This is a genomic window from Pectobacterium parvum (genome assembly GCF_020971565.1).
GTDB classification, from domain to species: Bacteria; Pseudomonadota; Gammaproteobacteria; order Enterobacterales; family Enterobacteriaceae; genus Pectobacterium; species Pectobacterium polare.
Genome location: NZ_CP087392.1, coordinates 3,610,314 through 3,626,245 on the forward strand (window position 1 = coordinate 3,610,314; position 15,932 = coordinate 3,626,245).

Here is a 15,932-nt window from a genome sequence, read left to right on the forward strand (position 1 = left end):
TGCACATTTTCGTGCGTGATTAGCTCAAAAGAGAGAAGCCTTACGCTTCCGATAGTCCTCGGACCGAGGCGATGAACTGTTTCAGTTCGCGGGTCTGCGGGTTAGCGAACAGCGTTTTGCTGTCGCCCTGCTCCCAGACCGTGCCCTGATGCATAAACACCACGCGGTCGCCCACTTCACGGGCAAAATTCATTTCATGCGTCACCAGAATCAGCGTCATGCCTTCTGCGGCCAGCTGTTCCAGCACTTTCAGCACTTCGCCGACTAATTCAGGATCGAGCGCCGAGGTAATTTCATCGCACAACAAAACTTTCGGGTTCATCGCCAGCGCACGGGCAATCGCGACGCGCTGCTGCTGGCCGCCCGACAGGTTGGCAGGATAGTAGTGAAGGCGCTCACCCAGCCCCACCTTTTTCAACACCCGCTCGCCCAGCTCACGGCACTCCGCCGCGCTTTTACCCAGCACGCGGCGCGGTGCCAACATCACGTTTTCCAGCGCCGTCATGTGCGGAAACAGATTGAAGTTCTGGAACACCATCCCGACCGAACGGCTGATTTCTCTCGCCTGCGAATCCCTGTCGGTCACCGTCATTCCGCCCAGCTTGATGCTGCCATCCTGATAGCCTTCCAGGCCGTTCATACAACGCAAAAGCGTGCTCTTACCGGAGCCGCTGCGCCCGATGATCGAAATGACCTCACCCATTTCGATATCCAGATCCACACCTTTCAGGACGTGGTTCTGGCCGTAATATTTTTGAACCTGATTAATGGTGATGAGCGGCATTGAATTTCTTCTCCAGATAGCGGCTGTAGTAAGAGAGCGGATAGCACATCAGGAAGTAGCCCAGCGCCACCAATCCGAACACTTTAAACGGCTGATAGGTCACGTTATTCAACATGGTTCCCGCCTTGGTAAGTTCGATAAACCCGATAATCGACGCCAGCGCGGTGCCTTTAATCACCTGCACGGAGAACCCCACGGTAGGCGCGATGGCGATACGCATCGCCTGCGGCGCAATCACCCGATAGAGCGTCTGGCCGAAATCCAGTCCGAGGCAGCGCGACGCTTCCCACTGCCCTTTAGGCAAGGCTTCCACGCTGCCGCACCAGATATCCACCAAAAAGGCGCTGGTAAAGAGCGTCAGCGCCAGTGCCGCCGCCGTCCACGGGCTCACATCAATGCCGAACAGCGCCAGCCCGAAAAAGGCGAGAAACAGCTGCATCAGCAGCGGCGTGCCCTGAAACAGCTCGGAATACAAATGAACAAGGCGCGTCGGCCATTTGCGTTTAGTCAGCCGCAGCAGCATCAGTGGAAAGGTCACTATCGCGCCGCCGATGAAAGCCGTCAGCGACAGCAGTAGCGTCCAACGTGCCGCCAGCAGCAGGTTGCGCACAATATCCCAGTCGGTAAATGTCATCATGACTGATTCCCCAGAAAGCGCCGACCCGCTAGCAGTAAGAGTTGTCGCATCAGAACAGACAGCATCAGGTAACACAGCGTGGTTGCCAGATACACTTCAAAGCTCAAAAACGTACGGGACTGAATCAGGTTGGCAGCAAAGGTCAGTTCCTCGTAAGACACCTGCGACACCACCGACGATCCCAGCATGACGATGATGCACTGGCTAACCAGCGCCGGATAAATCCGCTGGAGCGCGGGCGGCAGAATCACACGCAGGAAAGTTTGCATCCACGTCAGCCCCAGCACGCGGGCGGCTTCCCACTGGCCTTTCGGCGTCACCTGAATCCCCGCGCGAATAATCTCGGTGCTGTATGCCCCCAGATTGATCAACATCGCCAACAGCGCGGCCTCTCCCGCTGTGAGCTTCAAGCCCAGGCTCGGCAAGCCGAAAACGATGAAGAACAGCTGAACCACAAACGGCGTATTGCGGATCAGCTCGACGTAGATACCCCAGAGCCGACTCAGCAGGGTGGGCTTGCCGCTGCGCAAGGCCGCACCGAAGATGCCGATAGCAATGCCGCCGAGGGTTGCCATGACCGTCAGTTCAATGGTGACCCACAACCCCTCCAGCAGCTCAGGCCAGAACGGAAACAGCGCGGAAAAATTAAGCTGATAGGTCATGGCGTGCTCCCGTTAAGCCTTGATGCTGGCCGGCAGCGGCGCTTTCAGCCATTTTTCCGACAGGGTATTGAGCGTATTGTCTTTCAGCGCCTGCTCGATCAACGCATCGACTTTCGCTTTCAGCGCAGGCTCATCTTTTTTCAGCCCGATGTAGCACGGCGAATCTTTCAGCATAAACTTCGCGACTGGCGCTTTCGTCGGGTTCTGCTCGGCGATAGCCGCGACAACCAGGTTACCCGTTGCAACATATTCCACCTGCCCGGACAGGTACGCCGACAGCGTGGTGTTGTTATCTTCGTAGCGTCGAATCTGTGCGGCCTTCGGCGCGATATCCGTCAGCACCATGTCTTCTACCGCACCGCGCGTAACGCCGATGCTCTTGCCTTCCAGCGCTTCAGACGATGTCAGCGTGCTGTCTTTCGGCCCAAACACGCCGAGGAAAAACGGCGCGTAGGCGCGGCTGAAATCGATCACTTTTTCACGTTCGGCGTTTTTGCCCAGACTGGAGATCACCAGGTCAACTTTGTTGGTTTGCAGATACGGCACGCGGTTAGCACTGGTTACCGGAACCAGCTGCAACTTTAGTTTCAGCTCTTTCGCCAGATAGCGAGCGATATCGATGTCATATCCTTGCGGTTGCAGATCCGTTCCCACCGATCCAAACGGCGGGAAATCCTGCGGGACGGCGACACGCAGCACACCGCGCTTCTCGATATCCTGCAATTGATCGGCCATCGCGCTACCGGCCTGAACCAGTAACATTGCCGCGCCCATCACCGCCAGTAACCCTTTTTTGATGCCCAGTTTATTGATCAACATCGTCTCTGCCCCCGGTTAGTATAATTGAAACGAAAGATTCTTTAAAAACAAAAATTGAAACCATCGTTGCAGATATTAAGCAAGGAGTGTGCCAGATTACCTTTGCGCTTTTTGTGCTGTTGGTTATGAAGAAACAACATGAGGAGTCAGAGAGTTTTTCTAAAATATGGGATAGCGCTATGGATATGTAATATCAGTGAAAAATTTCGTGCGTGATACTCAGAAGTTAACCTTGTGGTTTTTATGTTTTATTCGCGTCAAGAATTACGCTGAGGTGAGCATGACCGCCGGATGAGCGGCATGGACGCCGCGAAAGTCAGCGCCGCGTCGGGAACGCGTCGCTGACGGTCCGTGTTACGGGCATGAACACCGAAGGTACCGCGAAGCGGCGTAATTCCTCGCAAAAAGCCTGGGTTCATAGGGCAAGCGGCGTTTGAGCTGCCCTATGTCGGGCGTGGCGCTGTGTCACAAAAATAATCCAGTGCTATCACGCCCGAAACGAGCTTTCTGGCTATATGGCAATCAATTAAAATGCACCGAAAAAGTGCACCAGCACCATCCCAACGCCCCATTAGCGTTGCTCTAGCTCATCCAGTTCACCATAAAGATCCACGATCTGGTGGATGCGTTGGCGTCCGTCACGCAGCATTTCATGCAGTAGCGCGTTGCTGATCACGTTCACCAGACTCATGGCAGAGGAATAGCTGTCAAACGCCGAGACACTGTCCAGTGGGACGCACAGCGACCAGGTTGCCAGCGACATTAGCGTACTCACCTGTGGTTCGCACAGCAGCAGCACAGGCACGCCGCGCTTTTGCAGCTGCGCCAATAGCGGCTGAATCAGGCGCGGACGGCGGCGAAAAGCCACTACAATCACGACATCCTGCGCAGTAAGATCCACCAGCTCTTCGGATAGCGTCTGCCCCGGCTGTGTCAGCAGCGTCACCTGTTGGCGGATCTGAAGTAACTGTTGGCGCAGGTGCAGCGCCACCGGATAGCTATTGCGCAACCCAATCAGACACAGGCGCTGCGCCTGCATCAGCGCCTGAATCACCGCGCCAAACTGCACGGGGTCAATCTGGTTTATCCACTGCGTCAGGTTCGCCATTTCCTGCTTGTAATGCCGCGCCAGCAGCGTGTTCCCCTGCACAGCATCTCGGTTATCTGCCAGCGGCATCCCACTTTGGCGCAGCGTTCTGAGTTCATCGCGCATGTCACGGTAGCTGGGGTAGCCCAGCCGTTTGAACAACCGGCTGACGGTCGCTTTGGAGACGCCGCTCAGCCGCGCCAGTTCGGCGCTGTTGTAGCTAATTAAATCGTCAAAGTGATCGAAGATGAAATCCGCGACACGCTGCTCCTGCGGTGAAAGCTCACTGTAGCGATCCCGTAATCGTTCATCTATTTGCATCATCGTCTCTCATCCGTTGCGCTTGCTGTAACGTTTGTTTCATGTCGCAGAACATAGCACAGGATTGTCAGGATGATATAGATACCCTTCCAGCACCGCATACAGACTTTCCTCTGCACCGAAAAACTGGAACGCAGTTTGCTTATAGCTAGGGTTAATAGAACTCATCACCCTTAAAAAGGAATCCTGAAATGATGCAAAGCAACACCGCCCCGCTGGGCATGGCGGTAGCACCTCATCATTTAGCCAGTGCCAGCGCGTTAGCGATTCTGCGTGAAGGCGGAAACGCCATTGAAGCCATGGTCGCGGCGGCGGCAACCATTGCCGTGGTGTACCCACATATGAACGGGATCGGCGGCGACGGGTTCTGGCTGATTGTGCCGCCACACGGAGAGCCGATTGCTATTGATGCCAGTGGGGCGGCGGGATCGCTGGCCTGCCGTGAGTACTATCAGGGCGAAAGCCGCATTCCGCACCGCGGTCCTAAAGCGGCGCTGACGGTCGCAGGCACCGTCGGTGGCTGGCAGGAAGCGCTGACCTATTCACAAGAAATAGACGACACACCGATGCCGCTGGCCCGCCTGTTATCTGACGCGATTCGCTATGCGGCTGACGGAATTCCCGTCACGCAGTCTCAGGAAGATGCACTCACCCAGCGCTATCACGAACTGAACGATTGTCCGGCCTTTAGCCAGCTGTTTATGCCGCAGGGGAATATCCCACGTGCGGGCAGTCGTTTCACACAGTCGGATTTAGCCGATACCCTGACGACGCTGAGTATTGAAGGGCTGGACAGTTTTTATCGCGGCTCCGTCGCTGCCAAGCTGTCGGCACAGATGGCGCAGCTCGGTATGCCGCTGACGGCTGACGATCTGGCACATTACCGCGCCAAGCGAACAACGCCGCTGGTGCTGAAGCACAGTAAAGGCGACATCTATAACCTCGCACCGCCGACGCAGGGTCTGGTGTCGCTCGCCATTCTCGGTCTGACCGACCATTTAGACATGGAAGATCTGAACGACAGCCAGACGATCCACCGTATTGTCGAATCGACCAAGCTGGCATTTGGTCTGCGTGACCGCTTCATTACCGATCCCAAGCTGATGACGCAGGACGTTCAGGCGCTGCTGGAAAACGATGCGCTCGGCGTGCTGGCCCGGCAGGTCGATACCCGCAAAGCCGCACCGTGGGGAGAAGGGAAAGGCCCCGGCGACACTGTCTGGATGGGCGTATGCGACAGCAGCGGCCTGTGCGTCTCTTTCATTCAAAGCATTTACCACGAATTTGGCAGCGGCGTGGTATTGCCGGGAACTGGCGTGCTCTGGCAAAACCGCGGGGCTTCGTTCAGCCTCGATCCGGCACACCTGCTGGCGTTAGAGCCCGGTAAGCAGCCGTTTCATACCTTAAACCCTGCCGCCGCACGCCTGTCCGATGGACGTACCATGGTCTACGGATCAATGGGCGGCGACGGGCAGCCTCAGACGCAGGCGGCCATCTTTATCCGTCACGTTCAGCAAGGGCTGCCGCTGCAACAGGCGATTACCGCTCCGCGCTGGCTGCTGGGCCGCACCTGGGGACAGGTATCCGATACGCTAAAGATCGAAGATCGCTTTAAACCCGCCACCGTGGATGCTCTGCGCCAGCTCGGTCACGACGTCGAGCTCTTGAGCAGCTTTAGTGAAACGGTCGGCCACGCGGGGGCCATCGTACGGCACACCAACGGCATGCTGGAAGGTGCCTTCGATCCGCGCAGTAACGGCAGCGCGGCAGGTTTTTAATCATGACTCAACAGGGAGAACACCGCATGACGACACCATCTATCGATAACGACACGTTAGCCGCCTATCTTCAGCACATGGAAACGCTGCTGGCGCTGCAACTCAGTCAGGAACAGCGTCAGGAGCTATTAGTGCAGTTCAGCCGCATTCACGCCATGGCACAGCCGCTGATGGATTTTCCTCTTGATGAGCATCAGGAAATTGCCGGGGTTTATACACTAGGAGCTTATACGCTATGAGCTTACACGCCAGAAGCGCGTCCTCATCATTATCTATCCGGCAGATTCAGCAAGGTTTGCAGGCTGGCACGTTCTCCGCCAGAGAGCTTGCACAGCAGGCGCTGGGCACCATTGAGCAGGTCAACCCCACGATTAATGCCTACACCCATGTCACCGGCGAACGCATGCTGGCAGAGGCTGAGCGTATTGATGCCAGCCGCCAACGCGGCGAAACCTTGCCTGCACTGGCTGGCGTGCCTTACGCCGTCAAAAACCTGTTTGACGTCAGTGGCGAAACCACGTTGGCGGGTGCCGAGCTTTTCAGCCAGCGACCACCCGCCGCACAGGACGCCTTTGCCATCCGCCAGCTCGCTAGTCAGGGCGCGCTGCTGTCCGGCATGTTGAATATGGATGCCTATGCCTACGGCTTTACCACCGAAAACAGCCATTACGGCCCCACGCACAACCCGCTCGACACACAGCGCATCGCGGGTGGATCGTCTGGCGGATCGGTCGCCGCCGTCGCAGCTGGCTTGGTTAACTTCACGCTGGGCAGCGATACCAATGGCTCGATCCGCGTGCCGTCGTCGCTCTGCGGCATTTTCGGACTAAAGCCGACGTTTGGCCGTTTATCACGCCACGGCAGCCACCCGTTTGTCGCCAGCCTCGACCATATCGGCCCGCTGGCGCGTAGCGCAGACGATCTAGCCTTGGTGTTCGACGCCTTACAAGGTCGCGATGAACACGATCGTTTTCAGGCCAAGCAGGAAACGCAGCATACCGCAGCACAGTTGGAAGCGGGCAGTGATGGATTACGCTACGCGGTACTCGATGGCTATTTCTCCACCTGGGCCGGCGAGGAAGCCAACGCCGCCGTCCGCCAAATCGCGCTGGCGCTGGGCGCACAGGACAGCCTGATGCTAACCGATGCCGCACTGGCACGTAGCGCCGCCTTTATTCTGTCGGCCAGTGAAGGGGGCAACCAGTATTTGCCTGCCTTACGCACGCAGCCTGAGCGCTTCGAGCCCCTGTCACGCGAGCGGCTGCTGGCAGGCACGATGATCCCCGCAGCCTGGTATGTGCAGGCTCAGCGCTTCCGTAATTATTTCCGTCAACAGACGCTGACGCTGTTTGAGCACACCGACCTGCTGATCGCCCCAGCAACGCCCTGTTCCGCTACGCTCATTGGGCAGGAAACCATGCGCATTAATGATACTGACCTGCCCGTCCGCGCCAGCATGGGCATGCTGACACAGCCGATCTCTTTCGTCGGGCTGCCCGTCGTGACAGTACCGGTAGCGACCGCGAGCGGCCTGCCGATAGGCGTGCAGATTATTGCCGCACCGTGGCGCGAGGATCTTTGCCTGCGGACGGCGTGGGCGCTGGAGCAGCAGGGCATCACGTATACCCGTCATACTTCAAGTTGCATGTGCGTTGGCTGCGCTCACTCACCCGAATCACTTACCAGTGTAAGCTCATCGGGATTCCCTCCCTTGCCGCCTGCCTGAAACTCGAATTATTTAGGGTCTCTACCCTGTGAGGAAAGAAAATATGTTGCCTGAGGATATTAACCAGCCGGATGTGCTGGCCGACGTGACCGCCGCGTTCTATCGCTATGAGCAAGCCTTAACGGGTAATGACGTTGCGGTGCTGGATGAACTGTTCTGGCACGATGAAAAAACGGTGCGCTACGGTGCGGGAGAAAATCTGTACGGGATCGAAGAAATTCGCGCCTTTCGCCTCGCTCGCCCTTCTACCGGTCTGGACAGAACCCTGCGTAATACGGTCATCACCACTTATGGTCATGATATGGCCGTCGCCAGCACGGAATTCACCCGCGCAGGCAGTACGAAAATTGGTCGCCAAATGCAAACCTGGGTAAAAATGCCCGAAGGATGGCGCGTTGTCGCCGCCCACGTCAGCCTGATGAGCGAGTAGCAAAGGAGGATTCTCCCCCTCTTGCCATATCTACCGACCCACACCCTCAAGGCTGACGGTGATACACCGCTTCAATGTTGTAGCCATCGGGGTCGTGCACGAAGGCGGCATAATAATCCTGATGATAATGCGGGCGCAGCCCCGGCGGCCCATTATCTATGCCTCCTGCCGCCATAGCGGCGACAAAGAAAGCCTCAACATGTTCTCGCGAGGCGGCGCTGAACGCAAAATGCACCGCCGGACAGGGCTCGCCCTTCGATTGATAAATCCAGAACTCGCCACCGGGATCGCTGGACTGCCCATATCCTTCCATCACGGCAAAACTAACGGCAAATGACATGTCCTTAATCAAGCGATAACCCAACGGCTTGAGCGCCGCTTCATAGAATTGTCGGCTACGGGCAATATCCCTCACCGGAATGCTCAGGTGATCTAACACGATGGCTCCTTTTCGATAATCATTGTGGGTGATATTTAGCCACTATAACCACGCTCTTATCATGGATAACATGATCGCGATCGGCAAAAGAGAAACACGCGATGGTTCACGAAACATCCCATCGAATCAGCGCTGCCACCCTGCTTTTATTCCCCCTCAATATGACAGATATATTATTCAGAACACTCTCATTTATTCGTGGGAATTAACGCAATCATTTTACCCGTAATATCTTTGCTATACTGTATAAAATACCGACAGATATCATAAGTAAAAAATGTACTTACGTCGGTCTATTTGAGTGTCTATAACCCGAAAATTGTGATTTATTCATCATATTATTCCATTAGTGGAATTCACTATAACCAGCGGTTTATCCACTATCAGAAAAGGTTATATCCCCCGCAAATACAACACGTAGAAATCAACAGGTAACACACTGTTATAAAAAGAATTACCCATCCAATAAAAAATCATAAAGATCACGTAAATTATGAAGATAAGGCAATAATAATAGTACTGCCGTTATCGCGAATATTAACCTGATGAGAAACATCCCTGAGGCAATCAAGGGTTGTCTCAGAATCTGAGTATGGTAGGGTAGATTATGTTTAATCATTATCAGGGTTAGGTTATAGAATTATAAACGACACAGGAAAACAATAATTTCATGGCAATTAAACTTGAAGTAAAGAATCTTTATAAGATATTTGGCGAGCATCCTGACAGAGCATTTAAACTGATTGATAAAGGCCTGAGCAAAGATCAGGTATTTGAAAAAACAGGGCTTACTGTCGGCGTGAAAGATGCCAGTCTGGCCATTGAAGAAGGCGAGATATTTGTCATCATGGGGTTATCCGGTTCCGGCAAATCAACCATGGTACGCCTTCTCAATCGTCTGATCGAACCCACGCGGGGTGAGGTGCTGATCGACGGTGAGGATATCTCCAAGATATCCGATACCGCGCTGCGTGACGTACGCCGCAAGAAGATCAGTATGGTGTTCCAATCCTTTGCGCTGATGCCGCATCTGAACATCCTCAACAATACCGCGTTTGGTATGGAGCTGGCTGGCGTGCCGAAAGTGGAACGTGAGCAAAAAGCGCTGGATGCCTTGCAGCAGGTTGGCCTGGAAGCCTACGCCGCGTCTTACCCGGATGAGCTGTCCGGCGGGATGCGGCAGCGTGTCGGTCTGGCGCGTGCGTTAGCGAACGACCCCGATATCCTGCTGATGGATGAGGCGTTCTCCGCACTCGACCCGCTAATCCGTACTGAAATGCAGGATGAGTTAGTCAAACTCCAGTCTCGTCATCAACGCACTATCGTCTTTATCTCGCACGATCTGGATGAAGCGATGCGCATCGGTGACCGGATTGCCATCATGCACGGCGGTGAAGTCATTCAGGTCGGGACTCCCGATGAAATCCTGAATAACCCAGCCAATGACTATGTGCGCACCTTTTTCCGCGGTGTCGATATCAGCCACGTATTTAGTGCCAAGGATATCGCCCGCCGTCGCCCGGTCACCTTAATCCGTAAAACGCCCGGCGTGGGCCCACGCTCCGCGCTGAAAATCCTTCAGGATGAAGATCGTGATTACGGCTACGTGCTGGAAGGCGGAAAACGCTTCATTGGCGTCGTCTCGATTGATTCACTGAAGCAGGCGCTGAAAGAACAGCAGCCGCTGGAACAGGCGTTACTGCCCGAACCTGCTCCCGTGCCCGCAGATATGTCACTCAACGAGCTGATTTCTCAGGTCGCACAGGCTCCCTGTGCCGTTCCTGTCATCGGCGAGAACCATGAGTACATTGGCATCATTTCCAAAGGAATGTTGCTACAGGCACTGGATAAGGAAGGAGTGACCAATGAGTAAATCAACATCAAATCCGTGGGACAACACCACGGCACAAAATCAGCCAGCCAATCAGGGTGCAACCCCTGAACAGGCTAATGGCGCACAGCAAAACGATCCGTGGGCAGCCAGCACGCAGAGCGCACCCGCCGATCACGCCCCCACACAGCATGGCGCGACGCCTGACAGCGCAACACAGAGCGATCCTTGGTCCACTGACGCGCTCGCTCAGGATGCACCGGCTAACGGCAGCGATGCCTGGAGCACCGCACCAGCTCCCGATGGTTCAACCGATGCCGCTCATCAGGCTGCACAATCGGGCAGTGACTGGTTAAATAGCACCGCCCCTGCGACACCCGAGCATTTCAACCTGCTCGATCCGTTTAAGGACACGCTGATCCCACTGGACACTTGGGTCACCCACGGGATCGACTGGGTTGTGCTGCACTTCAGACCGATCTTTCAGGGCGTTCGCGTCCCGGTCGACTTTATTCTGGGCGGCTTCCAGCAGTTCCTGCTGGGAATGCCCGCGCCGATCGCCATTCTGGTGTTCTCGCTGATTGCCTGGCAGATGTCCAGCTTAGGTCTGGGCATCACGACGCTGCTCTCTCTGATCGCGATTGGTGCGATTGGTGCCTGGTCGCAGGCCATGATCACGTTAGCACTGGTGCTTACTGCTCTGTTCTTCTGCGTGTTCATCGGACTTCCCGTGGGGATCTGGCTGGCGCGTAGCGAACGGGCAGCGAAGTTTATCCGGCCGCTGTTAGATGCCATGCAGACCACACCCGCGTTCGTCTATCTGGTGCCGATCGTCATGCTGTTCGGTATCGGTAACGTGCCGGGCGTCGTGGTGACAATAATCTTTGCCCTGCCGCCGATTATTCGCTTAACGATTCTGGGTATTCGTCAGGTGCCGGCCGATTTAATCGAAGCCGCCGAGTCATTCGGTGCCAGTCCGCGCCAGATGCTGTTTAAGGTTCAGCTCCCGCTTGCCATGCCGACCATCATGGCCGGTGTTAACCAAACGCTGATGTTGGCACTGTCGATGGTGGTTATCGCCTCGATGATCGCCGTAGGCGGTCTGGGCCAGATGGTACTGCGCGGTATTGGTCGTCTGGATATGGGTCTGGCTGCTGTCGGCGGCGTCGGGATCGTTATTCTGGCGATTATTCTTGACCGCCTGACGCAGTCTCTGGGACGCGATCGTCGCAGCAAAGGCAACAAAAGCTGGTACGCCAGCGGCCCGATTGGCCTGTTGACCCGTCCTTTCATCAAGCAGTAACGCACGATAAAAACAGAGGGAATCATGATGCGTAACACCAAACTTTGGGCCGCCGCCCTGACTACCGCCCTGTTGAGTACGCAGGTTTACGCCGCAGACACCGCGCAACCTGGTAAAGGCATTTCCGTTATTCCGGTGCAAAGCACCATCTCCGAGGAAACGTTCCAGACGCTGCTGGTCAGTCGCGCATTGGAAAAGCTGGGCTATGACGTGCAGCCTCCGCGTGAAGTGGACTACAACGTGGCCTACACCTCAATTGCCTCCGGCGATGCGACGTTTATCGCCGTGAATTGGGATCCGCTGCACGCCGATCAATACAAAGCCGCCGGCGGGGACGCGAAGTTCTACCGTCAGGGTGAATATGTCTCCGGTGCCGCGCAGGGTTATCTGATCGATAAGAAAACGGCTGAGAAATACAAAATCACCAATATTGCGCAGCTAAAAGATCCGAAAATCGCCAAGCTGTTTGATACCAATGGCGACGGCAAAGCCGATCTGACGGGCTGTACGCCGGGCTGGGGATGTGAAGCGGCAATTAATCATCACCTTCCTGCCTATGGCTTAACCAACACGGTAGAGCATAATCAGGGCAACTATGCGGCGATGATTGCCGATACCATCACCCGCTATAAAGAAGGCAAGCCGATTCTGTACTACACATGGACGCCGTACTGGGTGAGTGATGTGCTGGTGCCGGGACGTGACGTGGTCTGGTTGCAGGTACCTTTCTCTTCTCAACCGGGTGAAATGAAGGATGTCAGCACCAAGCTGCCAAACGGGGCTGACTATGGCTTCCCTGTCAACACGATGAAGATTGCCGCGAATAAAGCGTGGGCCGAGAAAAACCCAGCAGCGGCGAAGCTGTTCGCCATCATGAAGCTGCCGATTGCTGATGTGAATGCGCAGAACCTGCGTATGCATGAAGGTCAGGGTTCACAGAAAGATATCGAACGTCATGTTGATGGCTGGATTAAAGCCCACCAGCAGCTGTTTGACGGCTGGGTGAAAACCGCCGCTGACGCCGCGAAATAATCACTGGTAGACGAACGCCCCTTTCACAGAAAGGGGCGTTCGTTTTCTTCGTTCCCGCCACAACACGCCGCAAGCCTGACGCCTCACCAAGCCCAATCAGAAAATCATTTTATATTGCCATCCAGGAATGCGTGGATGACAGGGATGATGTCATTTGCATGCGTTTCTAAAGCAAAGTGTCCGGTATCATAGAAACGGATATCAGCATGAGGAATATCCCGCTTCCACGCTTCAGCACCGGCAGGCAAAAAGTAAGGATCGTGGCGACCCCAGACAGCAAGCAGCGGCGGTTGCTTCTCACGGAAGTAAGCCTGGAATTCAGGATAGCGCTGAACATTGGAGGCGTAATCCAGTAACAGATCCAGTTGAATATCCGCATTGCCTGGACGGGACACATGCAGCCCTTCAAGGGTGTATCCATCAGGAGAGACAAGACTGGTATCACTGACGCCTTCTAAATACTGCCATTTCACGGAGGCTGCTGTCGGAAAATCATGAAGAGCGGCACGGTTCTCTGCCGTCGGTGATTGCCAATATCGTCTGATCGCATCCCATCCTTGCGCCAAACCTTCTTCATAAGCATTACCGTTCTGCGAAATAATTGCCGTAATGCGATCGGGATGGGTCGTGGCGAGACGCCATCCAACTGGTGCGCCATAGTCATGAACCATGATCGCATAGCGCTGGAGCTTCAGCTGTTCGGTGAACCGATCGATCGTCTTCGTCAGGTTGTCAAACGTATAGTCATACTCATCGCTTCCCGGCGATTCCGTGAAACCGAAGGACGGCAGATCGGGAGCAATCACGTGATAATTCTCAGCCAGCACCGGAATCAGTTCTCGAAACATGTACGAAGATGCAGCAAATCCATGCAGTAGCAAAATGCTGGGTGATGATGGCTTTCCTGCTTCACGATAGAAAATGTTGACGTTACCCACCAGCTCATAGCGGTAGCGGACTTGGGTTTCGGGTGTCGTTGCTATATCAGTATTCACAGTCTCTTTCCTATGTAACCATTAAAGTTGATATTTGAAGGTTACACACATTTAGTGTAACCTGTCAATGTCATTTTAAGGGTTACATCAATGCACATATCACCGATAACTCAGCCTCACTTTCTCGCGAACAATCTCGCGTTGGACCTCATCAACAGTGCATTTGGAACAGGAGACGAGTACCACGACTGTTTGACGGATGACGCAAGTGTCATCGCCTGGCTTAAAGCGGCTAAGCAACTGCCTGAAAATTTTACAGACGCACCGACAGGCCTGATTCAAGATGCTCTGGCACTGCGTCAGGCAATGGTTCAGATAATAGAAGCCGTCCGATCAGGTAAGGAATATAACCCTGAACGAATAAACCAAATTCTTGATAGCGGACGACCGGTGAGAATGTTGGAATGGAATAGTCAGCAGGCTGGTTTCAGCGTAGTTGAATGCAGAAGAGATAACAGCTGTGCCAGCTTACTTGAACCGGTAGCAATGGCATTCGCTGCACTGGTTTCCGGGCCTGAGGTTAAATATATTCGCCAGTGTGAGGCGCACGACTGTACTCTATTCTTTCTGGATACCACCAAGTCACATCGTCGGCGATGGTGCAGCATGGCGCTCTGTGGCAACAGGATGAAAGTCGCGGCATTCCGCTCGCGTAAGCAGGAAGCAGACTGACAGCGTCGACAATGAACGTGAACGCAGCACATGAAAAAACGTCAAAAGTACGCGTTCAATCCATCAGTTAGATGGCCTTCTCTTTGCATGACGCCCCTTTCACAGAAAGGGGCGTTTTTCATAGATAGGCGACAATTACGGCAGATTAACGATTTCGACCCAGTTCGCGCCTTTTCCAGTCGGGTATTGCCCAACTCGCACTAAATCCCCGTTATCCTGATTGATGCGATACACCGACAGCGACGTCGATTTTTCACCGCTGGCGATCAGGAACTTCCCACTTGGATCGATCTGAATACCGCGCGGCTGCGTTTCCGTCGGGTAGCGCGTGATGTATTGCAGCTGTCCGGTTTTCGGTTCTACCCGCAGCAGCGCAATCGTGCTTTTGGTACGTTCCGATACGTACAGGAATTTTCCATTTGGCGTCAGACGTAAATCGGCGCTCCATATTTGCGGACGGCTGTCGGTGCTATTTTTATCCGGCGTAATCGTTCCCGCTCGCATTCCTGCATCGGCTGGCACGGTGTCCGTGTAGTCCAACAGCGTGAGCTGCCCTGTATTTTCATTCAGCGCCAAACGCGCGACTTTGCCGGACAGTTCATTGCTCACATAGAGCGTTTTATTATCTGGCGATAACACCAGATGACGCGGCCCGTTTCCTTTAGGCAGCGTAATTTCTGCCGGTTCATTTGGCGTCAGCGTGCCGGTTTTCGCATCAAACCGGAACTGCACGATTTGGTCGCTGCCCAGATTGCTGGCAAAGACGAACTTATTTTTGCGATCGGCAATAATACTGTGTGCTTTCTCGCCTGTTGGCACCACAGTGACGACACTCGCGTTCACCTTGCCGTCTTTATCAATGCCATTAACCGCGACTTTATTACCGCCGTACGAGGCGCTGAACAGCCACTTTCCCGTGCGGTCCGTCGAGATGTAGGCCATGCTGTCCGGCAATTCTGCTTTGCCTAACGGGCTCAGCACGCCGCTTTTAGGATCGATTTTATAGCTAACCGCCGAGTAAGGAATGCCGCGCGTCGCAGCATAGAGGAAGGATTTATCGGGGCTAATAGCCATCGGCATCACTTTCGCGCCTGCGGCGGCTTTCCCAATAGCGGTTAATTCACCGCTTTGCGTGTTGAGTGTGTAGGCATCGATTGCGCCGTCAGTGGCAGCAGAGACGTAGACGGCCGTTACCGCCTGTGCGCCCGTCGACCACAGCGCTGCTGCGGGCAGAAGTGCACATCCCATTAACACTGCAACGCTTTTTTTCTTAAATATCTGATAATGCTTAAACATAATGTCCCCTGTCGATAATGTTATGACGCTGGCGATAAGCTAAATCAATATCATTAAAAACAAAACAAACTTAAGAAGCGTAAAGATATTCTGGTATCTCATTAGGCTCTGCCGGATACT

General features: G+C 54.5%; 16 protein-coding genes. 8 read left to right on the top strand and 8 right to left on the bottom strand.

All coding sequences use genetic code 11. The annotated features are described in order from the left end of the window. Positions 1 to 40 precede the first annotated feature (40 nt). The 5 genes from LOZ86_RS16150 to LOZ86_RS16170 all read right to left on the bottom strand — a co-directional run bounded on the left by LOZ86_RS16150 (position 41) and on the right by LOZ86_RS16170 (position 4,313). Positions 41 to 784, bottom strand: a complete 744-nt coding sequence (locus tag LOZ86_RS16150) for an amino acid ABC transporter ATP-binding protein (RefSeq protein WP_014916424.1) — start codon at positions 782 to 784, stop codon at positions 41 to 43. Continuing rightward, complete coding sequence (locus LOZ86_RS16155) at positions 765 to 1,418, bottom strand: amino acid ABC transporter permease (RefSeq protein WP_029368898.1); 654 nt, start codon at positions 1,416 to 1,418, stop codon at positions 765 to 767. Before LOZ86_RS16155 ends, LOZ86_RS16150 begins: the two co-directional genes overlap by 20 nt. Beyond that, positions 1,418 to 2,083 (bottom strand): amino acid ABC transporter permease, encoded by a 666-nt coding sequence (locus LOZ86_RS16160; protein WP_039486979.1) that lies wholly within the window; start codon positions 2,081 to 2,083, stop codon positions 1,418 to 1,420. The genes LOZ86_RS16155 and LOZ86_RS16160 overlap by 1 nt, the downstream gene beginning before the upstream one ends. Positions 2,084 to 2,095: 12 nt before the next feature. Further along, positions 2,096 to 2,881, bottom strand: a complete 786-nt coding sequence (locus tag LOZ86_RS16165; RefSeq protein WP_480285509.1) for a transporter substrate-binding domain-containing protein — start codon at positions 2,879 to 2,881, stop codon at positions 2,096 to 2,098. Between the two features lie 592 nt (positions 2,882 to 3,473). After that, positions 3,474 to 4,313, bottom strand: coding sequence for a MurR/RpiR family transcriptional regulator (locus tag LOZ86_RS16170; protein WP_039486985.1), 840 nt, complete (start codon positions 4,311 to 4,313; stop codon positions 3,474 to 3,476). Between the two features lie 188 nt (positions 4,314 to 4,501). Between LOZ86_RS16170 and LOZ86_RS16175 the strand changes: the two genes are divergently transcribed. Genes LOZ86_RS16175 through hpxZ form a run of 4 tightly spaced genes read left to right on the top strand, consistent with a single transcriptional unit; the run spans position 4,502 to position 8,244 of the window. Continuing rightward, complete coding sequence (locus LOZ86_RS16175) at positions 4,502 to 6,088, top strand: gamma-glutamyltransferase family protein (RefSeq protein ID WP_039513960.1); 1,587 nt, start codon at positions 4,502 to 4,504, stop codon at positions 6,086 to 6,088. A gap of 26 nt (positions 6,089 to 6,114) precedes the next feature. After that, the gene (gene hpxX / locus LOZ86_RS16180; protein WP_039487034.1) at positions 6,115 to 6,327 is read left to right on the top strand and encodes an oxalurate catabolism protein HpxX; all 213 of its coding nucleotides are present in this window, start codon (positions 6,115 to 6,117) and stop codon (positions 6,325 to 6,327) included. After that, positions 6,324 to 7,814 (top strand): AtzE family amidohydrolase, encoded by a 1,491-nt coding sequence (locus LOZ86_RS16185; protein WP_111778857.1) that lies wholly within the window; start codon positions 6,324 to 6,326, stop codon positions 7,812 to 7,814. The genes hpxX and LOZ86_RS16185 overlap by 4 nt, the downstream gene beginning before the upstream one ends. 43 nt (positions 7,815 to 7,857) lie before the next feature. Further along, entirely contained in the window at positions 7,858 to 8,244 is a 387-nt protein-coding gene (hpxZ, locus tag LOZ86_RS16190) for an oxalurate catabolism protein HpxZ (protein WP_039486991.1), read from the top strand. 46 nt (positions 8,245 to 8,290) lie between these two features. Here the strand turns inward: hpxZ and LOZ86_RS16195 are convergent, their stop codons facing one another. After that, positions 8,291 to 8,683 carry a VOC family protein gene (locus LOZ86_RS16195; protein ID WP_039486993.1) on the bottom strand — a complete coding sequence of 131 codons (393 nt, stop codon included), beginning with the start codon at positions 8,681 to 8,683 and terminating at the stop codon, positions 8,291 to 8,293. A gap of 670 nt (positions 8,684 to 9,353) precedes the next feature. On the opposite strand from LOZ86_RS16195, the gene proV reads away from it, so the two are divergent. The 3 genes from proV to proX are packed head-to-tail and all read left to right on the top strand — an operon-like array spanning position 9,354 to position 12,849. Then, a complete protein-coding gene (gene proV, locus LOZ86_RS16200; RefSeq protein WP_039486995.1) occupies positions 9,354 to 10,556 on the top strand; it encodes a glycine betaine/L-proline ABC transporter ATP-binding protein ProV in 1,203 nt (400 codons plus the stop codon). Then, a complete protein-coding gene (gene proW / locus LOZ86_RS16205) occupies positions 10,549 to 11,817 on the top strand; it encodes a glycine betaine/L-proline ABC transporter permease ProW (RefSeq protein ID WP_230242319.1) in 1,269 nt (422 codons plus the stop codon). Before proV ends, proW begins: the two co-directional genes overlap by 8 nt. Before the next feature lie 27 nt (positions 11,818 to 11,844). Beyond that, positions 11,845 to 12,849 (top strand): glycine betaine/L-proline ABC transporter substrate-binding protein ProX, encoded by a 1,005-nt coding sequence (proX, locus tag LOZ86_RS16210; protein ID WP_039486999.1) that lies wholly within the window; start codon positions 11,845 to 11,847, stop codon positions 12,847 to 12,849. A 104-nt stretch (positions 12,850 to 12,953) separates the two neighbouring features. Here the strand turns inward: proX and LOZ86_RS16215 are convergent, their stop codons facing one another. After that, entirely contained in the window at positions 12,954 to 13,844 is an 891-nt protein-coding gene (locus LOZ86_RS16215) for an alpha/beta fold hydrolase (protein WP_039487001.1), read from the bottom strand. Between the two features lie 90 nt (positions 13,845 to 13,934). Between LOZ86_RS16215 and LOZ86_RS16220 the strand changes: the two genes are divergently transcribed. Then, positions 13,935 to 14,516, top strand: a complete 582-nt coding sequence (locus LOZ86_RS16220; RefSeq protein ID WP_039487003.1) for a CGNR zinc finger domain-containing protein — start codon at positions 13,935 to 13,937, stop codon at positions 14,514 to 14,516. Positions 14,517 to 14,651: 135 nt separating this feature from the next. Here the strand turns inward: LOZ86_RS16220 and LOZ86_RS16225 are convergent, their stop codons facing one another. Next, the gene (locus LOZ86_RS16225; RefSeq protein ID WP_039487005.1) at positions 14,652 to 15,812 is read right to left on the bottom strand and encodes a lactonase family protein; all 1,161 of its coding nucleotides are present in this window, start codon (positions 15,810 to 15,812) and stop codon (positions 14,652 to 14,654) included. Positions 15,813 to 15,932: the final 120 nt, after the last annotated feature.